Genomic DNA, 21,964 nt, shown 5'->3' with positions numbered 1-21,964 from the left:
CGAGAGCGGCCCCGGCACCCACTGTGCCGGGGCCGCTCTCGTACGGTCAGCTGCGCTGGGGCCCCTCAGCCCCCGAACTCCTCCAGGCCCTTCAGCGCCTGGTCCAGCAGCGCCTGACGGCCCTCGAGCTCCTTCGCCAGCTTGTCGGCCTTGGCGTTGTTGCCGGCCGCGCGGGCGGCGTCGACCTGCGAACGCAGCTTGTCGACCGCCGCCTGGAGCTGGCCGGTCAGCCCCGCCGCGCGGGCCCGCGCCTCGGGGTTCGTACGCCGCCACTCGGCCTCCTCGGCCTCCTGGATGGCGCGCTCGACCGCATGCATCCGCCCCTCGATCTTCGGGCGGGCGTCCCGGGGCACATGGCCGATGGCCTCCCACCGCTCGTTGATCGAACGGAACGCGGCACGAGCCGCCTTGAGGTCCGAGACGGGGAGCAGCTTCTCGGCCTCGACCGCCAGCTCCTCCTTGCGGGTGAGGTTCTCCCGCTGCTCGGCGTCGCGCTCGGCGAACACCTCGCCCCGCGCCTGGAAGAACACGTCCTGGGCGCCGCGGAAACGGTTCCACAGGTCGTCCTCGGCCTCGCGCTGGGCGCGGCCCGCCGCCTTCCACTCCGCCATCAGATCGCGGTACCGGGCCGCGGTGGGGCCCCAGTCGGTGGATCCGGAGAGCGACTCGGCCTCGGCGACCAGCTTCTCCTTGGCCTTCCGGGCCTCCTCGCGCTGCGCGTCCAGCGACGCGAAGTGCGCCTTGCGCCGCTTGGAGAACGCCGAGCGGGCGTGCGAGAAGCGGTGCCACAGCTCGTCGTCCGTCTTGCGGTCCAGCCTGGGCAGGCTCTTCCAGGTGTCGACCAGCCCCCGCAGACGCTCTCCCGCGGCCCGCCACTGCTCGCTGGCGGCCAGCTCCTCGGCCTCCGCCACCAGCGCCTCCTTGGCGTGCCGCGCCTCGTCGGACTGGCGCGCCTTGGCCGCCTTGCGCTCCTCCCTGCGCGCATCGACATCGGCGACGAGCTTGTCGAGCCGCTTCCGCAGCGCGTCCAGGTCACCGACGGCATGGTGCTCGTCGACCTGCTGACGCAGATGCTCGATGGCGGTCGTCGCGTCCTTCGCGGACAGGTCGGTGGTCCGCACCCGGCGCTCGAGGAGGCCGATCTCGACGACCAGGCCGTCGTACTTGCGCTCGAAGTAGGCGAGGGCCTCCTCGGGAGTGCCCGCCTGCCACGATCCGACGACCTGCTCACCCTCGGCCGTCCGCACGTACACGGTCCCCGTCTCGTCGACGCGGCCCCATGGGTCGCTGCTCACAGCGCCTCCTCCACATGATGCCGACGCGGGCACGCAGCCCGCGGGCATCGTCCACGGTTCTCCCTCCTCGCCCCCTTCGGGAGGAGGGGTCCGGCCCGGGCCGCGCCCGATCCGGTCCGACACGCTGCTGGTTTTCCTCGGTCCCGGGCAGGGCGGCAGCCGTCGGAGCAGGCACCCTACACAACGCCAACATAGGCGAACGGCGGGTCGGCTGTCCGCCCAGCGCGACCGAAATTTCACCTTCGCGCGTGTCAGGACTTGCGCACGACCGCCTTGTCGATCACGACGGTTGCGTTGGGCGCGGTGTTCTGCGTCGCGTCCGGCGGCGCCGCCCCCGCGTCGGCGATCTTCTTCAGCACGTCACGGCCCCCGGTGATCGTGCCGAACGGTGTGTAGTCCGGCGGCAACTGACTGTCCCGGTAGACCAGGAAGAACTGGCTGCCGCCGGTGTCGCGGCCCTTGCGGGCCTGGGCGTTGTACTGGTTCGCCATGGCGACCGTGCCCGCCGGATAGACATTGCCCTTGAGCCTGGGGTCCTTCAGGTTCTCGTCCGGGATGGTGTAGCCCGGCCCGCCCTGGCCGGTGCCCTGCGGGTCGCCGCACTGCAGGACGAAAATGCCGCCCGTGGTCAGCCGGTGGCACCTGGTGTGGTCGAAAAAGCCCTTGCCGGCCAGGAAGTTGAAGGAGTTGACCGTGTGCGGAGCCTTCGCGGCGTCCATCGAGATGTCGATGTCGCCGCAGGTGGTCCGCAGCTGCATGGTGTACGCGGCCGAGGTGTCGATGGAGAGGGCCGGCTCCTTCTTCCACTGCCGGGTGCCGGGAGAGCCCTTGGCAGGCTTGCCGCAGGGGTCCGGGGCCTTGCTGCCGGGAGAGGTGCTGGGCGCGGCGCCGACGTCGTCCTCCTTCTCGCCGCCGCCCAGCCCGGCGGTCGCATACGCGGCGGCTCCGGCCGCGAGTACGACGGCCAGGCCCACCGCCACCACCGCGTTGCGGCGCCGTGCCTTGCTGCGCTGCTGGGCACGCCGCTGCTGCTGCCGTTCGAACTTCTCCCGGGCGAGCTGCCGCCGCCGCTGGTCCTTCGTGGCCACCGGGTCGTCTCCTTGCGCCGTCTCGTCTGCTGTCCGCTCAGAACTCGAGCCGTACCGTATACGGGTTCGCCGTCGCGGGACGGTCGCCGGTAGTCTCTGAACTGCTCAGATTCCTGCGCCCGACGACTCTTAAGGACGATCGTGCTCATTGCCGGGTTCCCCGCCGGGGCCTGGGGGACCAATTGCTACCTGGTCGCCCCCGCCGCGGGTGAGGAGTGCGTGATCATCGACCCGGGCCACGAGGCGGCCCAGGGCGTCGAAGAGGCACTGAAGAAGCACCGTCTCAAGCCGGTCGCCGTCGTGCTCACCCATGGCCACCTCGACCATGTCGCATCGGTCGTCCCGGTCTGCGGAGCGCATGACGTACCCGCCTGGATCCACCCCGCGGACCGCTACATGATGAGCGACCCCGAGAAGGCGCTCGGGCGGTCGATAGGGATGCCGCTGATGGGCGAGCTGACCGTGGGGGAGCCGGACGACGTCCAGGAGCTGGCCGACGGCGCCGAGCTCGAGCTCGCGGGGCTCGAATTCGGTGTCGCGCACGCGCCCGGCCATACCAAGGGGTCGGTGACCTTCCGGATGCCCGAGACGTCCGACGTTCCGTCGGTGTTCTTCTCGGGCGATCTGCTCTTCGCCGGCTCCATCGGACGCACCGACCTGCCCGGCGGCGACCACGCCGAGATCCTCGAGTCGCTGGCCCGCGTGTGCCTGCCGCTCGACGACTCGACCGTGGTCCTGTCCGGACACGGTCCCCAGACGACCATCGGCCGCGAACGCGCCACGAACCCGTTTCTCCGGGATGTGGCGAGCAGCCGACACGAGCGCAGCGCAGCCGACCGCGCCGCTCCACGACGAGGAATGTGACGAGACCCTTCCCGTGACCACCTTCCAGGCCCCCAAGGGCACGTACGACCTGATCCCGCCGGAATCCGCGACCTATCTCGCGGTCCGTGAAGCGATCTCCGCACCCCTCCAGCGAGCCGGGTACGGCTACATCGAGACGCCCGGCTTCGAGAGCGTCGAACTCTTCTCCCGCGGTGTCGGCGAGTCCACCGACATCGTCACCAAGGAGATGTACACCCTCACCACCAAGGGCGGCGACGAACTGGCCCTGCGCCCCGAGGGCACCGCCTCCGTGCTGCGTGCGGCGCTGGAGAACAATCTGCACCGGGTCGGCAACCTCCCGGTCAAGCTCTGGTACTCCGGCTCCTACTACCGTTACGAACGGCCGCAGGCCGGGCGCTACCGGCACTTCTCGCAGGTCGGCGCCGAGGCCATCGGAGCCGAGGACCCGGCGCTCGACGCCGAGCTGATCATCCTGGCCGTCGACGCGTACAGGTCACTGGGGCTGCGCGACTTCCGGCTGCTGCTCAACTCGCTGGGCGACAAGGAGTGCCGCCCCGTCTACCGGGCCGCGCTCCAGGACTTCCTGCGCGGTCTCGAACTCGACGAGGACACCCGCGCGCGTATCGAGATCAACCCGCTGCGGGTTCTCGACGACAAGCGGGAGGCCGTACAGAAGCAGCTGGCCGGCGCGCCCATGATGCGCGACCACCTGTGCGAGGCGTGCAAGGCGTACCACGAGCAGGTGCGGGATCTGCTGAGCGCGGCGGGCGTCGCCTACGAGGACGACCCCAAGTTGGTGCGCGGCCTGGACTACTACACGCGCACCACGTTCGAGTTCGTCCACGACGGACTCGGCTCGCAGTCCGCGGTGGGCGGCGGCGGCCGGTACGACGGCCTGTCCGAGATGATCGGCGGACCGGCGCTCCCGTCGGTGGGCTGGGCGCTCGGGGTCGACCGGACGGTCCTGGCGCTCAAGGCCGAGGGCGTCGAGCTGGAACTGCCCTCCGCCACCCAGGTGTTCGCGGTGCCGCTCGGCGAGGAGGCACGGCGGGCGCTGTTCGGTGTCGTGACCGAGCTGCGCCGGGCCGGGGTCGCCACGGACTTCGCGTACGGCGGCAAGGGCCTGAAGAACGCGATGAAGTCCGCCAACCGGTCGGGAGCCCGGTACGCGCTGGTGGCGGGCGAGCGGGACCTCGCCGAGGGCGTGGTCCAGCTCAAGGACCTGGAGACCGGTGAGCAGTCGCCGGTCGCGCTCGACCGCATCGTGGAGGAGCTGCGCGCCAAGGCCCGCTGAGACGAGCGGCCTTACGCCCGTCGAACAGCGACCGGACGAGGATGGCCGCCGGAGGGTGTTGGCACGCCCTGGGTGTCCCTCGTCCGGTGGAGGCGGCCCGGTGACGGCCCTCGCGGGGGCACAATGTGCGTGTCCGTGCACGGCGTATTTCTTCGGGAGCGATGGAACGGCGATATGGCGACAACAGTGGTTGACGACGTGTCCACCGACGGGGACGACCGGGAGCACGGCAGCCGCGACGCGGTCGGGAGCGGCCGGGGCTTCGCATGGCTGCTGGTGATCACCGGTGCGGCCGGGCTGCTGGCCGCATGGGTCATCACCATCGACAAGTTCAAGATCCTCGAAGCGAAGGTCGAGGGCAAGAGCTTCACTCCGGGGTGCAGCCTCAACCCGATCGTCTCCTGCGGCAACATCATGGAGAGCGAGCAGGCGGCGGCCTTCGGGTTCCCGAACCCCATGCTGGGCCTGGTCACCTACGGCATGGTGATCGCCATCGGTATGGGCCTGCTCGCCGGGGCCCGCTACCGCCGCTGGTTCTGGCTCGGGCTGAACGCCGGCACGCTCTTCGGTGTCGGCTTCTGCGCCTGGCTGCAGTACCAGTCGCTGTATGTGATCGGCTCGCTCTGCCTCTGGTGCTCCCTCGCCTGGGTCGCCACCATCGTGATGTTCTGCTACGTGACCGTGCACAACCTCCGGCACCGCTTCCTCCCGGCACCGGACGGGCTGCGCAGGGCGGTGCTGGAGTTCCACTGGGTGCCTCCGGTGCTCTGGGTCGGCATCATCGGCATGCTGGTCCTGACGCGCTGGTGGGACTTCTGGACCGGCTGACCGCCGCGCCGGACCCGCGCGGCCGGACCGGTGACCGTTCCGGCGTCCCGTCGCGGCGCAGCCGGCAGCGGCTGTTCCCCGACGGCAGCCGGCAACGGCTGTTCCGGCGGCGGACGGCACCGGCGGCGTTGTCAGTGGGGTGACATAGGGTTCCCGACGTGGAGCCCGACCTGTTCACCGCAGCCGAAGAGGAACGCCGGCAGAAGGATCCGGCCAGCAGCCCGCTGGCCGTACGGATGCGTCCCCGCACCCTCGACGAAGTCGTCGGCCAGCAGCATCTGCTGCGGCCCGGCTCGCCCCTGCGCAGGCTCGTCGGCGAGGGGAACGGCGGCCCCGCGGGCCCCTCCTCGGTGATCCTGTGGGGCCCGCCCGGCATCGGCAAGACCACCCTGGCCTATGTGGTCAGCCAGGCCACGAACAAGCGCTTCGTGGAGCTCTCGGCCATCACGGCGGGGGTGAAGGAGGTGCGGGCGGTCATCGACGGCGCCCGCCGTGCCTCCGGTGGGTACGGCAAGGAGACCGTGCTCTTCCTCGACGAGATCCATCGCTTCAGCAAGGCCCAGCAGGACTCCCTCCTGCCCGCGGTGGAGAATCGCTGGGTCACCCTCATCGCCGCGACCACCGAGAATCCGTACTTCTCGGTCATCTCCCCGCTGCTCTCCCGCTCCCTGCTGCTCACGCTCGAGCCGCTGACCGACGACGACCTGCGCGGCTTGCTGCACCGGGCGGTCGAGGAGGAGCGCGGACTCGGCGGCGCGGTCCGGCTGCCCGAGGACGCCGAGGCCCATCTGCTGCGGATCGCCGGCGGGGACGCCCGGCGGGCGCTGACGGCCCTCGAGGCCGGGGCGGGGTCGGCCATGGCCAAGGGCGAGGAGGAGGTCACCCTCCGGACCCTGGAGGAGGCCGTCGACCGCGCGGCCGTGGCGTACGACCGCGACGGCGACCAGCACTACGACGTGGTGAGCGCGCTCATCAAGTCCATCCGCGGCTCGGACGTGGACGCGGCGCTGCACTACCTGGCCAGGATGATCGAGGCGGGGGAGGACCCGCGGTTCATCGCGCGACGGCTGATGATCTCGGCCAGCGAGGACATCGGCATGGCCGACCCGACCGCTCTGCAGACCGCGGTGGCCGCTGCCCAGGCCGTGGCCATGATCGGCTTCCCGGAAGCCGCTCTGACGCTCGGCCACGCCACGGTCGCCCTGGCGCTCGCCCCCAAGTCCAACGCGGTCACGACGGCGATCGGCGCCGCCCTGGCGGACGTACGGGCGGGCAAGGCGGGCCCGGTGCCGCCGCATCTGCGGGACGGCCACTACCAGGGCGCGAAAAAGCTCGGACACGCCCAGGGCTATGTGTACCCGCACGATGTGCCGGGGGCGATCGCGGTCCAGCAGTACGCCCCGGACGCGGTGCACGGCAAGCGCTACTACGAGCCGACACGCTACGGCGCGGAAGCCCGCTACGCGGACGTGGCGGAGCGGGTGCGCAGCCGTCTGCGCGGCGAGGCCCCGCCGCGCCCGGCCGACGGCCCGGCTCCGGGTGACGCGGTCAGGCCCCCCGAGCCGCCCGCGTCGAAGGACGCGGCCGGACCGCAAAAGGAGACCCCGGACGCCGCGTCCTGAGGCGCCGGACACCGGCGCCGCCGGAACGGCGGGTCACTCGCCGTCGAGTGCCGCCTCGAAGAGCGTGTGCATGGCGCGGCGCAGCTCCGTGACGTCCGCGACCGGCTCAGGGAAGTCGAAGCGCGCATCGAAGCAGCGCTCGTCCGGATCCGTGAAGCGCACCCGCAGACCGAAGCGGTCCAGGGACACCGGTACGGCACTGTCCCGCAGGCCTCCGCACACCAGGTCCCCGGCGCGTTCCCCGAGCAGCCCGCACAGACCGCGTACCTGCTCCCCGTGGGCAGCGGCGAGGTGCTGGAGCAGCTCGGCCTCGTGCCCCACCAGCGGGTCAGCCTCGGCCGCGGCCAGATCGTCCGGTTCGACGGACTCGGCGCCCCACAGGTCCTCGACACAGGCCTCGCCGACCTCCAGCCGCAGCAGCATCCAGCCCGGACGGCCGTACTCGTCGGGCGACAGGTCGCGACCGAGGGTCTCGCCGACGCCCAGCAGGGCGCCCACCGGGTGCCGCTCGGCCAGCAGCATCGCGCAGGCGGCACGCTGCTCGTTCCGTACGGGGGTCAGCCAACCGGCGATCCACCCCCGACCACGGATACGATGGGGTACGGCGACCGGTGCGACGTCGGTGATCTCGATCATCGCCGTCAGATCGTCGTCCTGTGCGTGGGCCGCGGCGCGAGCCGCGGGGGAGTCTCCGCGCACCAGTAGCAGCACGTCCCCCTCCGGTGAGACGGTACGTGCGGCGGGCGCCGCGGCGCCCAGCTCGTCGAGGTCCGCACCCGGAATGCTCAGTGCGGCCGAGGCGTTCGACTCCACGAGGGTTCGTACACGCTCAGCGGCAGTGGGCCGCCGAGCATCGTCCAAGGGGCGCGGCTGACCCGTCCGGGCGCCGTCCGCCGTCGATTCCGCGACGTGGCCGGTTCCGGGCAGGGGGCTCCCAGGTCGAAACATGCGTTCTCCTCCGCTAAGGTAAGGCTCACCTAACTTACACGGAGGTTCGTTCCACGTGAACCAGTCGCGTCCCAAGGTCAAGAAGTCCCGCGCACTCGGCATCGCCCTGACGCCGAAGGCCGTCAAGTACTTCGAGGCCCGCCCGTACCCGCCCGGCGAGCACGGCCGTGGCCGCAAGCAGAACAGTGACTACAAGGTCCGTCTGCTGGAGAAGCAGCGTCTGCGCGCTCAGTACGACATCAGCGAGCGCCAGATGGCCCGTGCCTACGACCGCGCCCGCAAGGTCGAGACCAAGACCGGCGAAGCGCTGATCGTCGAGCTGGAGCGCCGTCTGGACGCGCTCGTCCTTCGGTCCGGTCTCGCCCGCACGATCTACCAGGCCCGCCAGATGGTCGTGCACGGTCACATCGAGGTCAACGGCCGCAAGGTCGACAAGCCGTCCTTCCGGGTCAGCCCCGATGACGTGGTGATGGTCCGCGAGCGCAGCCGGGAGAAGTACCCCTTCCAGGTCGCGCGCGAGGGCGGCTACGACACGGAGGGCGAGACCCCGCGTTACCTGCAGGTCAACCTGAAGGCCCTCGCCTTCCGCCTCGACCGGGAGCCGAACCGCAAGGAGATCCCGGTGATCTGCGACGAGCAGCTGGTCGTCGAGTACTACGCCCGCTGACCCGGCGCGCAGTCCGCACCATCAGCCCGCCGTTTCCCCGCCGCCCGCGGAGGGGGAAGCGGCGGGCTCGTGCGTGGAGGGGGCCTCGACGGCCTGGAGTTCGCCGCGCGGCCCCGGTACCGGGGCGGCACGCCCCGCGCCGCGCAGCGCCCGTGCCGTCGCCGCGTCCAGGTCGAGCCGTGCCCCCTCCCGCAGACACTCCTCGTAGCGCTCCGCGCCCAGCGCCTCCCGCGTCTGCCGCTCGCACATCAGATGGGGGGCGTTGAAGTTCTTCGAGCCGAAGAGCGGCAGCCCCACCGAGCGCCAGAGCTGCCCGGCGGCCCCCTGCAGCACCGCCGCCTCCTCCGGGTCCCCCTCGCCCACCGTGATCAGGGCGAGAAGTTCCAGAGCGAGCACCGAGCCGACGAGGTCGTGGAAGGCGTGGTCGATGGCCAGGCACTCCTCCAGCAGCTTCCGGGCCTCGGCCGCGTCACCCCGGGTCCAGGCCGCGAATCCCAGCCCGTACAGCGCGTAGGCCAGCGTCCAGCGCTCACCGTGGTCCTCGCAGACCTCGCGGACGTCCTCGCAGAGCGCGACCGCGCCGGCGAGATCGCCCCGGAAGGCCACCGCCATGGCCAGCTCGACCTGCCCCATCAGGACGTTGCTGTTCAGCTCGCCGATCTCCCGGTACCGCTCGAGCGCCGCGCGGATCAGCTCCTCGGCGCGCGGGATGTCGTCGGAGACCAGGGCGAGACAGCCCGTGCGGTGCAGGGCGCACGCCGCCGCGAGGGCGTTGCCCGTCCGCTCCGCCTCCTCGCTGCACTCCTGGAGCGCCGCGACCGCCCCCACCGTGTCGCCCTGCAGCACGGCCACATAACCGGCGACCCACAGCGCCTTCAGCCGCGCCTCGTCGTGGTCGCTCTCCAGCTCCAGGGCGCGCTGGAGCCAGTGCCGGCCCTCGGCGAGCCGGCCGCAGCCGACCCAGTAGAACCACAGGGTGCCCGCGAGGTACTGGCCGATGTGCGCGTCCTCGCCGCCTTCGAGGCTGAACTCCAGCGCGACCCGCAGATTCGACAGCTCGGCGTCGATCCGGGCCGCCACCTCCGCCTGCCGCGGGCTGAACCAGTCGAGCTCGCACCAGGTGGCCAGGCCCATGTACCAGTCGCGGTGCCGCCGCCGCATCCGCGCGGTGTCCTCCAGCGCGTCGAGCCAGCAGGCGCCGTAGGCCCGTACGGTGTCCAGCATCCGGTAGCGGCAGCCCGCCGGGGTGTCCTCGCGGACCAGGACGGACTGCGCCACCAGCTCGGCGACCACATCGAGCAGCTCGTCCGCGGGCAGGTCCGGCCCGGAGCAGACGTACTCAGCAGCCTCCAGGTCGAAGTGGCCCGCGAAGACCGACAGCCGGGCCCACAGCAGCCGCTCCCGCGGAGTGCACAGCTCATGGCTCCAGCCGATGGCCGTACGCAGCGTCTGGTGGCGGGGCAGCGCGCCGCGGCTGCCGCCGGTGAGCAGCCGGAAGCGGTCGTCGAGCCGGTGGAGCATCTGCTCCAGGGAGAGGGCGCGCAGCCGCCCCGCCGCCAGCTCCAGGGCGAGCGGGATCCCGTCGAGCCGGTGGCACAGCTCCGCGATCGCCCAGCGGTTGTCGTCGGTGATCGCGAAGCCGGGCAGAACGGCGGCGGCCCGGTCGGCGAGGAGCACCGCGGCGTCCCCCACGGGCGGGCGCGGTGCTCTGGGCGAGCGGGCCGGAGCGGGAGCCGGCATCGGCGCCAGCGGAAAGGCCTGCTCACCCGCCACGCCGAGCAGTCGCCGCCCCGCCGCCAGCACCCGCAGCCCCGGCGCGCGGCACAGCAGCTCCCGGGTGAGCCCGGCGCATTCCTCCACGATGTGCTCGAAGCCGTCCAGGATCAGCAGCAGCCGCCGGTCGGCGAGCTGCTCGGCGAGTGCGGTACGCGGCCGTCGCCCGGTGTGGTCGGCCAGGCCCAGCGCCTCGGTGAACGCGTGCTCCAGCAGCTCGGGCTCGCGCAGCGCGGACAGCTCCACCAGCCAGATCCCATCGAGGAAGCGTTCCTGCATCAGATGTGCGGCGCGGAGGGCGAAGCGGGTCTTGCCGACTCCGCCGACGCCGGTCACGGTGACCAGCCGGGATCGGTCCAGCTGCCGGCCCAGCTCGGCCAGTTCGGCCTTCCGTCCGACGAACCGGTTCAGCTCCATGGGGAGATTGCCGGGGGCGGGGGGAAGCTCGAGGGCGGTGCCGGGGCGCAAGGGGCGTCGCATGGAACACGGAGCGTACTCGGAGGTGTGCGGACCGTACAATCGGCCGGGCCGTACGCCGCTCCACCGCCGGGCAATCCGGTACGGGGACGGGGTCCCGGCGCGATAAGGTCGAGATCTGCCGCCCCATGTCCCGGAGGACCGGGCCGCCCATGACGGCGGCGACCGATTCGTCTACAGGGAGCGGTGCATCGTGTCCGGTGGAGAGGTGGCCGGGATCCTCGTGGCCGTCTTCTGGTCCATCCTGGTGTCGTTCCTCGCCGTGGTGCTGGTGAGGCTCGCCCAGGTGCTCAGAGCGACGACCAAGCTCGTGGCGGACGTCTCCGAGCAGGCGGTCCCGCTCCTCGGGGAGGCGTCGGCGACCGTGCGGTCCGCGCAGACCCAGCTCGACCGGGTCGACGCGATCGCCACCGATGTCCAGGAGGTCACCTCCAACGCCTCGGCGCTCTCCTCCACCGTCGCCTCCACGTTCGGCGGCCCGCTGGTCAAGGTCGCGGCCTTCGGCTATGCGGTGCGCCAGGCCATCGGCCGGAAGGGGCCGCAGCCGCCGGCGACCCGCCGTACCGTGATCGTAGGACGCACAGTGCCGTCGGCCCGCCGGGGCGGTCGGCGCAACCGCGGCGGAAAGGCCTGATCGACCATGTTCCGCCGTACGTTCTGGTTCACCGCGGGCGCAGCCGCCGGTGTGTGGGCCACCACCAAGGTCAACCGCAAGCTCCGGCAGCTGACGCCGGAAAGCCTGGCCGCCCGGGCCGCCGACAGGGCCGTGGAGGCGGGACACCGCCTCAAGGAGTTCGCCTCGGACGTCCGTGACGGCATGGCCCGGCGCGAGACCGAGCTCAACGACGCCCTGGGCATCGAGTCCGGGGAGAACCACCGAGAACTGCCCGCACCGCGCCGACCGGAGGCGCTGGGCCGGAAGCACCCGTACAACCGGAATGAGGACCACTGATGGAGTCGGCTGAAATCCGTCGCCGCTGGCTGCGCTTCTTCGAGGAGCGCGGGCACACCGTCGTGCCGTCGGCGTCGCTGATCGCGGACGACCCGACGCTGCTGCTGGTCCCGGCGGGCATGGTCCCGTTCAAGCCGTACTTCCTCGGCGAGGTCAAGCCGCCCTTCCAGCGCGCCACGAGCGTGCAGAAGTGCGTGCGCACGCCCGACATCGAAGAGGTCGGCAAGACCACCCGGCACGGCACGTTCTTCCAGATGTGCGGCAACTTCTCCTTCGGCGAGTACTTCAAGGAAGGCGCCATCAGGCTCGCCTGGGAGCTGCTGACCGCCCCGGTCGCCGACGGCGGCTACGGCCTGGACCCGGAGCGGCTCTGGATCACCGTCTACAAGGACGACGACGAGGCCGAGCGGATCTGGCGCCAGGTGATCGGCGTCCCCGCCGAGCGCATCCAGCGGCTGGGGATGAAGGAGAACTACTGGTCCATGGGCGTTCCCGGCCCGTGCGGCCCGTGCTCCGAGATCAACTACGACCGGGGCCCGGAGTTCGGCGCCGAGGGCGGCCCGGCCGTCAACGACGAGCGCTATGTGGAGATCTGGAACCTGGTCTTCATGCAGTACATCCGCGGCGAGGGCGGGGGCAAGGAGGACTTCCCCATCCTCGGCGAGCTGCCCAGCAAGAACATCGACACCGGCCTCGGTCTCGAGCGCCTGGCGATGATCCTGCAGGGCGTGCGGAACATGTACGAGACCGACACCCTGCGCGTGGTCATGGACAAGGCCACCGAGCTCACCGGTGTCCGCTACGGCGCCGACCACACCTCGGACGTGTCGCTGCGCGTCGTCGCCGACCACATCCGCACCTCCGTCATGCTCATCGGCGACGGTGTCACCCCCGGCAACGAGGGCCGCGGCTATGTGCTGCGCCGCATCATGCGCCGCGCCATCCGCAACATGCGCCTGCTGGGAGCCACCGAGCCGGTCGTCGGCGAGCTGATCGACGTGGTCATCAAGACCATGGGCGAGCAGTACCCGGAGCTCATCGAGGACCGCAAGCGCATCGAGACGGTCGCGCTGGGCGAGGAGGCCGCCTTCCTCAAGACCCTCAAGACCGGCACCAACATCCTCGACACCGCCGTCTCGGACACCAAGGCCGCGGGCTCCACGGTCCTCCCCGGCGAGAAGGCGTTCCTGCTCCACGACACCTGGGGCTTCCCGATCGACCTCACTCTCGAGATGGCGGCCGAGCAGGGCCTCTCCGTCGACGAGCAGGGCTTCCGTCGTCTGATGAAGGAGCAGCGGGAGCGGGCCAAGGCCGACGCCAAGGCCAAGAAGCAGGGCCACGCCGACCTGTCCGCCTACCGCGAGGTCGCCGACACCTCCGGCAGCACCGTCTTCACCGGCTACACCGACACCGAGGGTGAGTCCACCGTGGTCGGTCTGCTGGTGGACGGCGTGTCGTCGCCCGCCGCCCAGGAGGGTGACGAGGTCGAGGTCGTCCTCGACCGGACGCCGTTCTACGCCGAGGGCGGTGGCCAGCAGGCCGACACCGGCCGGATCAGGCTCGACACCGGCGCCGTCGTGGAGATCCGCGACGTCCAGCAGCCGGTGCCGGGCGTCAGCGTGCACAAGGGTGTGGTCCAGGTCGGCGAGGTGACCGTCGGTGCCGCGGCGTACAGCCAGATCGACATCACCCGCCGCCGTGCCATCGCCCGCGCCCACAGCGCCACGCACCTCACCCACCAGGCGCTGCGCGACGCCCTCGGCCCCACGGCCGCCCAGGCCGGCTCGGAGAACGCCCCGGGGCGCTTCCGGTTCGACTTCGGCTCCCCGGCCGCCGTGCCGGGCACGGTCCTCACGGACGTCGAGCAGAAGATCAACGAGGTGCTGGCCCGTGAACTCGATGTCACCGCCGAGGTGATGAGCATGAGCGAGGCCAAGAAGCAGGGCGCCATCGCCGAGTTCGGCGAGAAGTACGGTGAGCGCGTCCGCGTGGTCACCATCGGCGACTTCTCCAAGGAGCTGTGCGGTGGCACCCATGTCCACAACACCGCCCAGCTCGGCCTGGTCAAGCTGCTCGGCGAGTCCTCGATCGGCTCCGGTGTGCGCCCGGGTCGAGGCCCTCGTCGGGGTCGACCGCCTACAGCTTCCTCGCCCGGGAGCACACGGTGGTCTCCCAGCTGACCGACCTGGTGAAGGGCCGCCCGGAGGAGCTGCCGGAGAAGATCTCCGGAATGCTCGCCAAGCTCAAGGACGCCGAGAAGGAGATCGAGCGGTTCCGCGCGGAGAAGGTCCTCCAGGCGGCCGCCGGTCTGGCCGAGAGCGCCAAGGACGTACGGGGCGTGGCCCTGGCCACCGGGCGGGTGCCGGACGGCACCGGCGCCGACGACCTGCGCAAGCTCGTACTCGACGTCCGGCAGCGCATCGGCGGCGGTCGTCCGGCCGTGGTCGCCCTCTTCACCGTGGCGAACGGCCGCCCGCTGACCGTCGTCGCCACCAACGAGGCCGCCCGTGAGCGGGGCATCAAGGCCGGCGAGCTGGTCCGTACCGCGGCCAAGACGCTCGGCGGCGGCGGCGGTGGCAAGGACGACGTCGCCCAGGGCGGCGGCCAGAACCCGGCCGCCATCGACGAGGCCGTGGCCGCCGTCGAGCGCCTGGTCGCCGAGAAGGCCTGACCGGGGCGGAGGGCGGCAGCGGTATGACGGAGGCTCAGGCCATGCGACGCGGCCGGCGGATCGCCGTCGATGTCGGGGACGCCCGGATCGGGGTCGCCTCGTGCGATCCCGACGGGGTCCTCGCCACCCCCGTCGAGACGGTGCCGGGGCGCGATGTGCCGGCCGCCCTGCGGCGGCTCGGGAGCATCGTCGAGGAGTACGAGCCGATCGAGGTCGTGGCCGGTCTGCCCCGCTCGCTCAGCGGCGGCGAGGGGCCGGCCGCGGCCAAGGTGAGGGCGTTCGCCCAGGAGCTGGCCCGGCGGATCGCCCCGGTGCCGGTGCGCCTCGTGGACGAACGGATGACCACGGTCACCGCGACCCAGGGACTGCGTGCCTCGGGCGTCAGCTCCAAGAAGGGGCGCAAGGTGGTCGACCAGGCCGCGGCCGTGATCATCCTCCAGAACGCCCTGGAGACCGAACGGGCGTCGGGTAAAGCTCCCGGCGAGGGCGTCGAAGTGGTCATCTGATCGCGATACGGTAACGTGCCGCGCGACGCGACGGCGCGCGATGGCCGCCGCGGACACGAGGCGGACCGGACGCCTGCGCCGACACGCGCACCGGGAGCCGTCTCACGGCTCAAGGGGATCGATGACTGAGTACGGCCGGGGCCAAGGCTCCGAACCCTGGCATCCCGACGACCCTCTCTACGGGGACCGGGGATGGGACGGGCAGCAGGCCACGAGCGGCAGCCCGGACCCGTACGCCGGTCGGCAGCAGCAGTATCCGCAGCAGCCGCAGTGGGACGGCCAGGCGCCGCAGTACGGCGACGCGGGACATCAGCCCCATCCCGACCAGCGGTATCCCGGGCAGCAGTACCCCGGTGGGCAGCAGTACGGCTGGGGCCCCTCGCGCCCGGCGGACATGGCGTACGGCGGCGACCCCGGTGACCCGTACGGCCCCCAGCCCTCCGACCCGTACACCGGCGAGCGGCCGGACCTCTACGGCACCGGGGACGCCTATCCGCCGCCGGAACCGCCCGGCAGGCGCGGGCAGCAGCCGTACGCGGACTCCGGCTACGGCGACCAGCGGTACCAGGGCGGGCAGCAGTATGCGGAGCCGCGGTCGTACGACGAACAGCGGCAGTACGACGAACAGCGGCAGTACGACGAACAGCAGCCGTACGAAGGACAACAGCGGTACGAGGAGCAGCAGCCCTACCCGCAGCGGGACTCCGAGCAGCCCGCCGAGCCCGGCGCCGATGACCGCGAACACCCCTTCTTCGCGGGAGAACAGGGCCGTCCGGGGAGCCGGGACCGTGTTGCCGACTTCGTTGACAATGACAACGACGAGGACCACGAGGACCCCGGCACCCCGCAATCTGGCAGCCGCGGCGACCGACCCAAACGCCGCAGCGGGACGGCCTGTCTGCTCACCGGGGTGATCCTCCTCGGTGCCGTCGGCGGCGCCGGCTACCTCGGATACGACTTCTGGCAGGCCCACTTCGGCGACGCGCCGGACTTCTCCGGCAAGGGCAGCGGTGAGGTCCAGGTCGAGATCCCCGACGGCGCCACGGGCAACCAGATGGGCAACATCCTGCTGAACGCGGGTGTCGTGAAGAGCGTCGGCGCCTTCGTCGAGGCCCAGGGCAAGAACCCCAAGGGCGGGCACATCCAGGCCGGCGTCTACATCCTCCACAAGAAGATGTCCGGCGAGGAAGCCGTCAACATGATGACGGACCCGGCGAACTTCAACGCCCTGATCATCCCCGAGGGGAGCCGCGCCCCCGGGGTCTACGCGGCCATCGACAAGAAGCTCGGCGCCAAGGCCGGAACCACCAAGAAGGTCGCCGCCAAGGAGGCCAAGAAGCTCGGACTGCCCGAGTGGGCCGATGACGACCCGGACATCAAGGATCCGCTGGAAGGTTTCCTCTATCCCTCGCGGTACAGCGCGGCCAAGGGCACCAAGCCCGAGGACGTCCTGCGGCAGATGGTGGCCCGTGCCAAGCAGGAGTACGCGAAGCAGGATCTGGCGGGCGAGGCCAGGAAACTGGGGCTCAAGTCCCCGCTGGAACTCATCACGGTGGCCAGCCTCGTCCAGGCCGAGGGCAAGACCGACGACGACTTCCGCAAGATGGCACGCGTCGTCTACAACCGTCTGAAGCCGGGCAACACCGAGACCAACGGGCGTCTGGAGTTCGACTCGACCTACAACTATCTGAAGGGCCAGAGCAAGATCGACCTGGACCCCGCCGAGCTCCGCCGCTTCGACGACCCGTACAACACCTACTTCTACAAGGGCGTGACGCCGGGCCCCATCGGCAATCCCGGCAGCGAGGCCCTGGACGCCGCGCTGAATCCGGAGCCCGGCGACTGGTACTACTTCGTCGCCGTCGACGGGCAGAACACCAAGTTCGCCACGACGCTCGCGGAACACAACAAGCTGGTCGAGGAGTTCAACGACAACCGACGCAAGGAGAAGGAAGCCGGGGCAGGCAATGGCTGATCATTCGACGGGCGGCCGGCGCGCCGCGGTCCTCGGCTCGCCGATCGCCCACTCCCTCTCCCCGGTGCTGCACCGCGCCGCGTACGAGGCGCTGGGGCTGCCCGGCTGGCGGTACGACCGCTTCGAGGTCGAGGAGCTCGGGCTCGCCGGCTTCCTGGCCGGTCTCCCGGAAGGGGACTGGGCCGGGCTGTCCCTGACCATGCCGCTCAAGCGCGTGGTGATCCCGCTGCTCGACGAGATCAGCGAGACCGCCGCGTCCGTCGAGGCCGTCAACACGGTGATCTTCGATGAGGACGGCCGTCGTACCGGCGACAACACCGATATCCCCGGCATGCTCGCGGCGCTCCGCGAGCACGGCCTGGAGAAGGTCGGACGCGCCGCCGTGCTCGGCGCCGGGGCCACCGCGTCGTCCGCGCTCGCCGCACTCTCCCGGATCTGCACCGGCCCCGTCACCGCGTATGTGCGCAGCGAGGCCCGGGCGGCGGAGATGCGGCGCTGGGGCGAGCGGCTCGCCGTGGAGGTGAGGACCGCCGACTGGTCCGAGGCCCCGGAAGGGCTCCACGCGCCCCTGGTCATCGCCACCACCCCGGCAGGAACCACCGACGCTCTCGCCGGGGCGGTCCCCGACCGCCCCGGCACGCTGTTCGACGTGCTGTACGAGCCGTGGCCGACCCGGCTCGCGTCGGCCTGGTCGGCCCGGGGCGGCGAGGTCGTCGGCGGTCTGGACCTCCTCGTCCACCAGGCGGCGCTCCAGGCCGAGCGGATGACCGGCCGTACCCCGGCGCCCCTGGCGGCCATGCGGGAGGCCGGGGAGCGGGCGCTCGCGGCACGTTCCGGCGGCCCGGAGGCCTGAAGCCCCGGATCCCCTTCCCGGCGCGGTCCGCCTCGGCGGTCCGGCTGGTGGACCGGCGTCCGGCGCCGGGGCCCGGACGTGGGAGGATCGGAGGTGGCGGGCCTGGGCCGCGCGCCCTCAGCCGCCGCTGTGTGGAGTACCCGCAGCGGTAGGCGGGGGGAGCTCCCGGGGCCGCGCCGCAGACCTAAGCGCGAGCAGGAGGAGCACCGTTGAGCAGGTTGCGCTGGCTGACCGCGGGGGAGTCGCACGGCCCCGCACTTGTCGCGACGCTGGAGGGTCTCCCCGCCGGCGTACCGATCACCACCGAGATGGTGGCGGACGCGCTCGCCCGGCGGCGGCTCGGTTACGGCCGTGGCGCGCGGATGAAGTTCGAGCGCGACGAGGTCACCTTCCTCGGCGGCGTACGGCACGGTCTGACGCTCGGCTCCCCGGTGGCGATCATGGTGGGCAACACCGAGTGGCCCAAGTGGGAGAAGGTCATGGCGGCCGATCCGGTCGACCCGGCCGAGCTCGCCGAGCTGGCGCGCAACGCCCCGCTGACCCGGCCCCGCCCCGGCCACGCCGACCTCGCCGGGATGCAGAAGTACGGCTTCGACGAGGCCCGCCCGATCCTCGAGCGCGCCTCCGCGCGCGAGACCGCGGCCCGGGTCGCGCTCGGCACGGTGGCACGGTCGTATCTGAAGGAGACGGCCGGGATCGAGATCGTCAGCCATGTCGTGGAGCTGGCCTCGGCCAAGGCTCCGTACGGGGTGCTGCCCACGCCCTCCGATGTGGACCGGCTCGACGCCGACCCGGTGCGCTGTCTGGACGAGGACGCGAGCAAGGCGATGGTCGAGGTGATCGACCAGGCCCACAAGGACGGTGACACCCTCGGCGGCGTCGTCGAGGTTCTGGCCTACGGCGTGCCCGTGGGCCTGGGCTCGCATGTGCACTGGGACCGCCGGCTGGACGCCCGGCTGGCCGGTGCGCTGATGGGCATCCAGGCGATCAAGGGGGTCGAGGTCGGCGACGGCTTCGACCTGGCCCGCGTCCCGGGCTCACAGGCGCACGACGAGATCGTGAGCACCGAGGAGGGCATCCGGCGCACCTCCGGCCGCTCCGGCGGCACCGAGGGCGGACTGACCACGGGCGAGCTGCTGCGCGTACGGGCCGCCATGAAGCCGATCGCGACCGTGCCACGGGCGCTGGCCACGGTCGACGTCGCCACCGGCGAGGCCACGCAGGCACACCACCAGCGTTCGGACGTGTGCGCGGTGCCGGCCGCGGGGATCGTGGCCGAGGCGATGGTCGCGCTGGTGCTGGCCGACGCGGTGGCGGAGAAGTTCGGCGGCGACTCGGTGACCGAGACCCGCCGGAACGTGCGGAGCTTCCTCGACAACCTGGCGATCCGGTGAGTGAGGAACGGGTGGCGGGCCCCGCTGTCGTCCTCGTCGGCCCCATGGGCGTCGGCAAGTCGACTGTCGGGCAGATCCTCGCCGACCGGCTGGGTGTCGGCTACCGGGACACCGACGCCGATATCGAGCGGACCACGGGCCGGGCGATCCCGGAGATCTTCATCGATGACGGCGAGGCCCACTTCCGCGAGTTGGAGCGCCATGCCGTACGGGCCGCGGTGGCCGAGCACCCGGGCGTCCTCGCGCTCGGCGGCGGGGCCATCCTGGACGAGGGCACCCGCGCCCTGCTGGCCGGCCGTCCCGTCGTCTTTCTCGACGTGGGGGTCAACGAGGCGGTCAAGCGCGTCGGGCTCAACGCTCCCCGGCCGCTGCTCGCGGTCAATCCGCGGCAGCGCTGGCGAGAGTTGATGGAGGAGCGCCGACCGCTGTACACCGAGGTCGCCCGTACCGTCGTCAGCACCGACGACCGCACCCCCGAGGACGTCGCCGAAGCGGTCCTCGACGCACTGGAGTTGAGGCTCCCCGTCCCGGGGCCCGAGGCATCAGTGGCTCCTGAAGACATCAGCGGCTCCGCCCCGGGCGGAACTCACCGGACCCCCAGCCAGGAGAAGCACTCATGACCGAGACCCGTCCCCACGCCCCGCTGGGGGAGTCCCCGACCCGGATCCAGGTCAGCGGCACCGCGGGCACGGACCCCTATGAGGTCCTGATTGGACGTCAGCTGCTCGGTGAGCTCCCGGGCCTCGTCGGCCGTGGTGCCAAGCGTGTCGCCGTGCTGCACCCGGAGGCGCTGGCCGCGACCGGCGAGGCACTGCGTGAGGATCTCGCCGAGCAGGGCTACGAGGCCATCGCGATCCAGCTGCCCAACGCCGAGGAGTCCAAGACCGTCGAGGTCGCGGCGTACTGCTGGAAGGCCCTGGGGCAGACCGGCTTCACCCGCACCGATGTCATCGTCGGCGTCGGCGGGGGCGCCACCACCGACATCGCGGGCTTCGTCGCGGCCACCTGGCTGCGGGGAGTGCGCTGGATCGCCGTGCCGACGACCGTGCTGGGTATGGTCGACGCGGCCGTCGGGGGCAAGACCGGAATCAACACCGCCGAGGGCAAGAACCTGGTCGGGGCCTTCCACCCGCCGGCCGGTGTGCTGTGCGACCTCGCCGTCCTCGACTCGCTTCCCGCCAACGACTACATCAGCGGCCTCGCCGAGATCATCAAGGCCGGCTTCATCTCCGACCCGGTGATCCTCGACCTCATCGAGGAGGACCCGGCCGGCGCCCGTACGCCCGCAGGCCCGCACACCGCCGAGCTCATCGAGCGGTCGATCCGGGTGAAGGCCGAGGTCGTCTCCTCCGACCTCAAGGAGTCCGGCCTGCGGGAGATCCTCAACTACGGGCACACGCTGGCCCATGCGATCGAGAAGAACGAGCGCTACAACTGGCGGCACGGCGCGGCCGTCTCCATCGGCATGGTGTTCGCCGCGGAGCTCGGCCGTCTCGCCGGGCGGCTGGACGACGCCACCGCCGACCGGCACCGTGCCGTCCTGGAGTCGGTCGGGCTGCCGCTGACCTACCGCGGCGACCAGTGGCCCAAGCTGCTGGAGACCATGAAGGTCGACAAGAAGTCCCGCGGCGACCTGCTGCGCTTCATCGTCCTCGACGGCCTCGGCAAGCCGACCGTGCTGGAGGGGCCCGACCCGGCCGTCCTGGCCGCGGCCTACGCGGAGGTCTCCCGGTGACCCGGCGGGTCCTGGTCCTGAACGGTCCGAATCTGGGCCGTCTGGGGTCCCGCGAGCCCGATGTCTACGGCTCCACCTCCTACACCGGGCTGGTCGAGGAGTGCTCCCGGCTGGGCAAGGAGCTGGGCCTGGAGGTCGAGGTGCGGGAGACCAACGACGAGGCGGAGCTGGTCGGTTGGCTGCACGAAGCTGCCGACGGGTCGATCCCGGTCGTGCTCAACCCGGCTGCGTTCACCCACTACTCGTATGCGATGCGGGACGCTGCCGCCCAGCGCACGGCCCCGCTCATCGAGGTGCACATCTCGAACCCGTACGCCCGTGAGGAGTTCCGGCACACCTCGGTCGTCGCGCCCGTGGCGTCCGGGACGGTCGCGGGCTTCGGTATCGGTTCGTACCGCTTGGCGCTCCGCGCGCTGGCCGAGGAACTCCCCGGGCACTCCTGATCGTTCCCGGCCGTTCACACAGCGGCAGTGAGGGGCGGTACCGTTCTGGTGCCCTCCGCGAGGAGCGGGGGGCACCGACGCCGCCCCGGCCTTGTCCGGCACCTGGCGCCCGCCGACCCGTGCCCGGCGGCGCCGGGCGACAGTACGGACAGGCTCCAGCTGCTTGACCATGCGTTAGTTGTCTGCACGAGACGGAGAGTCAGCGGATGCAGCACTCTGGGGGGGCTCCGCTGCCACCGCCCCACGAATCCCACCGGTCGGCCCCTTCCGGCTGGGGGCCGGTACCCCCGGGGGAGGCGGAGGCCGTGCCGCAGGCCGACGTACCGCAGGCCGAGCAGCCTCACCCGCAGCTTGGCTTCCCGGATCCGCCGGGGACGCCGCCCTATGCGCATTCGGGCGGGACGGCTGCGCAGCCCGCGCCGCCGTACCCGGACTCGGGCGGGCCGGGGGCGCACCCCGCGCCGCCGTACCCGGGCTCGAGCGGGCCGGGACCGCATCCCGCACCCGCCCACCCGGGTTCGCATCCCGCACCCGCCCACCCGGGTTCGCATCCCGCACCCGCCCACCCGGGGCCGCAGGAGCCGGGTCACCCCGCGC

Annotated in this window: 18 protein-coding genes and 1 pseudogene; 15 read left to right on the top strand and 4 right to left on the bottom strand. The window is 71.8% G+C overall.

Features of this window, described 5'->3' with window-relative positions:
- Positions 1-65 precede the first annotated feature (65 nt).
- Entirely contained in the window at positions 66-1,295 is a 1,230-nt protein-coding gene (locus tag ACTWQE_RS27995) for a DUF349 domain-containing protein (RefSeq protein ID WP_443331848.1), read from the bottom strand.
- Positions 1,296-1,546: 251 nt separating this feature from the next.
- Positions 1,547-2,383 (bottom strand): peptidylprolyl isomerase, encoded by an 837-nt coding sequence (locus ACTWQE_RS27990; RefSeq protein WP_443331847.1) that lies wholly within the window; start codon positions 2,381-2,383, stop codon positions 1,547-1,549.
- A gap of 141 nt (positions 2,384-2,524) precedes the next feature.
- Between ACTWQE_RS27990 and ACTWQE_RS27985 the strand changes: the two genes are divergently transcribed.
- From ACTWQE_RS27985 to ACTWQE_RS27970, 4 genes are all read left to right on the top strand, one after another.
- Complete coding sequence (locus ACTWQE_RS27985) at positions 2,525-3,247, top strand: MBL fold metallo-hydrolase (RefSeq protein ID WP_443331846.1); 723 nt, start codon at positions 2,525-2,527, stop codon at positions 3,245-3,247.
- Positions 3,248-3,260: 13 nt separating this feature from the next.
- Entirely contained in the window at positions 3,261-4,523 is a 1,263-nt protein-coding gene (gene hisS / locus ACTWQE_RS27980) for a histidine--tRNA ligase (RefSeq protein ID WP_443331845.1), read from the top strand.
- A gap of 174 nt (positions 4,524-4,697) precedes the next feature.
- Positions 4,698-5,351 (top strand): vitamin K epoxide reductase family protein, encoded by a 654-nt coding sequence (locus ACTWQE_RS27975; protein WP_443331844.1) that lies wholly within the window; start codon positions 4,698-4,700, stop codon positions 5,349-5,351.
- A gap of 158 nt (positions 5,352-5,509) precedes the next feature.
- Positions 5,510-6,973: a replication-associated recombination protein A gene (locus ACTWQE_RS27970; protein WP_443331843.1), complete on the top strand. Its 1,464-nt coding sequence runs from the start codon at positions 5,510-5,512 to the stop codon at positions 6,971-6,973.
- A 33-nt stretch (positions 6,974-7,006) separates the two neighbouring features.
- Here ACTWQE_RS27970 and ACTWQE_RS27965 read toward each other — a convergent pair whose 3' ends face one another.
- The gene (locus tag ACTWQE_RS27965) at positions 7,007-7,921 is read right to left on the bottom strand and encodes a DUF2470 domain-containing protein (protein ID WP_443331842.1); all 915 of its coding nucleotides are present in this window, start codon (positions 7,919-7,921) and stop codon (positions 7,007-7,009) included.
- 55 nt (positions 7,922-7,976) lie between these two features.
- Between ACTWQE_RS27965 and rpsD the strand changes: the two genes are divergently transcribed.
- Positions 7,977-8,588 (top strand): 30S ribosomal protein S4, encoded by a 612-nt coding sequence (rpsD, locus tag ACTWQE_RS27960; RefSeq protein ID WP_443331841.1) that lies wholly within the window; start codon positions 7,977-7,979, stop codon positions 8,586-8,588.
- A gap of 21 nt (positions 8,589-8,609) precedes the next feature.
- On the opposite strand, the gene ACTWQE_RS27955 is transcribed toward rpsD, so the two are convergent.
- On the bottom strand, positions 8,610-10,841 hold the full coding sequence (locus tag ACTWQE_RS27955; protein ID WP_443331840.1) for an ATP-binding protein: 2,232 nt from the start codon (positions 10,839-10,841) through the stop codon (positions 8,610-8,612).
- Between the two features lie 190 nt (positions 10,842-11,031).
- Between ACTWQE_RS27955 and ACTWQE_RS27950 the strand changes: the two genes are divergently transcribed.
- From ACTWQE_RS27950 to aroQ, 10 genes and pseudogenes are all read left to right on the top strand, one after another.
- Positions 11,032-11,472, top strand: a complete 441-nt coding sequence (locus ACTWQE_RS27950) for a DUF948 domain-containing protein (RefSeq protein WP_443331839.1) — start codon at positions 11,032-11,034, stop codon at positions 11,470-11,472.
- A gap of 6 nt (positions 11,473-11,478) precedes the next feature.
- Entirely contained in the window at positions 11,479-11,790 is a 312-nt protein-coding gene (locus ACTWQE_RS27945; protein WP_443331838.1) for a DUF6167 family protein, read from the top strand.
- A pseudogene (gene alaS, locus ACTWQE_RS27940) lies at positions 11,790-14,461 on the top strand (alanine--tRNA ligase). Before ACTWQE_RS27945 ends, alaS begins: the two are co-directional and overlap by 1 nt.
- 23 nt (positions 14,462-14,484) lie before the next feature.
- Entirely contained in the window at positions 14,485-14,967 is a 483-nt protein-coding gene (ruvX, locus tag ACTWQE_RS27935) for a Holliday junction resolvase RuvX (RefSeq protein WP_443331837.1), read from the top strand.
- Positions 14,968-15,088: 121 nt separating this feature from the next.
- Positions 15,089-16,942, top strand: a complete 1,854-nt coding sequence (gene mltG / locus ACTWQE_RS27930) for an endolytic transglycosylase MltG (RefSeq protein ID WP_443331836.1) — start codon at positions 15,089-15,091, stop codon at positions 16,940-16,942.
- A complete protein-coding gene (locus ACTWQE_RS27925; protein ID WP_443331835.1) occupies positions 16,935-17,795 on the top strand; it encodes a shikimate dehydrogenase in 861 nt (286 codons plus the stop codon). The genes mltG and ACTWQE_RS27925 overlap by 8 nt, the downstream gene beginning before the upstream one ends.
- Before the next feature lie 209 nt (positions 17,796-18,004).
- Entirely contained in the window at positions 18,005-19,189 is a 1,185-nt protein-coding gene (aroC, locus tag ACTWQE_RS27920) for a chorismate synthase (protein ID WP_443331834.1), read from the top strand.
- Between the two features lie 11 nt (positions 19,190-19,200).
- Positions 19,201-19,809 (top strand): shikimate kinase, encoded by a 609-nt coding sequence (locus tag ACTWQE_RS27915; RefSeq protein WP_443331849.1) that lies wholly within the window; start codon positions 19,201-19,203, stop codon positions 19,807-19,809.
- Positions 19,806-20,924 (top strand): 3-dehydroquinate synthase, encoded by a 1,119-nt coding sequence (gene aroB / locus ACTWQE_RS27910; protein WP_443331833.1) that lies wholly within the window; start codon positions 19,806-19,808, stop codon positions 20,922-20,924. The genes ACTWQE_RS27915 and aroB overlap by 4 nt, the downstream gene beginning before the upstream one ends.
- Positions 20,921-21,367: a type II 3-dehydroquinate dehydratase gene (aroQ, locus tag ACTWQE_RS27905; RefSeq protein WP_443331832.1), complete on the top strand. Its 447-nt coding sequence runs from the start codon at positions 20,921-20,923 to the stop codon at positions 21,365-21,367. The genes aroB and aroQ overlap by 4 nt, the downstream gene beginning before the upstream one ends.
- Positions 21,368-21,964 lie beyond the last annotated feature (597 nt).

Origin of the sequence: Streptomyces sp. 8N706, from assembly GCF_052245415.1 — a bacterium.
In the GTDB taxonomy this organism is placed as follows: domain Bacteria; phylum Actinomycetota; class Actinomycetes; order Streptomycetales; family Streptomycetaceae; genus Streptomyces.
This window is presented reverse-complemented; position numbering and strand designations above follow the sequence as displayed.

Coding starts and splice junctions, on each gene's coding strand:
- ACTWQE_RS27975 (WP_443331844.1), top strand. CDS start 4,698: ATGGCGACAACAGTGGTTGACGACGTGTCCACCGACGGGGACGACCGG.
- ACTWQE_RS27965 (WP_443331842.1), bottom strand. CDS start 7,921: ATGTTTCGACCTGGGAGCCCCCTGCCCGGAACCGGCCACGTCGCGGAA.
- ACTWQE_RS27955 (WP_443331840.1), bottom strand. CDS start 10,841: ATGCGACGCCCCTTGCGCCCCGGCACCGCCCTCGAGCTTCCCCCCGCC.
- ACTWQE_RS27945 (WP_443331838.1), top strand. CDS start 11,479: ATGTTCCGCCGTACGTTCTGGTTCACCGCGGGCGCAGCCGCCGGTGTG.
- ruvX (WP_443331837.1), top strand. CDS start 14,485: ATGACGGAGGCTCAGGCCATGCGACGCGGCCGGCGGATCGCCGTCGAT.
- mltG (WP_443331836.1), top strand. CDS start 15,089: ATGACTGAGTACGGCCGGGGCCAAGGCTCCGAACCCTGGCATCCCGAC.
- ACTWQE_RS27925 (WP_443331835.1), top strand. CDS start 16,935: ATGGCTGATCATTCGACGGGCGGCCGGCGCGCCGCGGTCCTCGGCTCG.
- aroB (WP_443331833.1), top strand. CDS start 19,806: ATGACCGAGACCCGTCCCCACGCCCCGCTGGGGGAGTCCCCGACCCGG.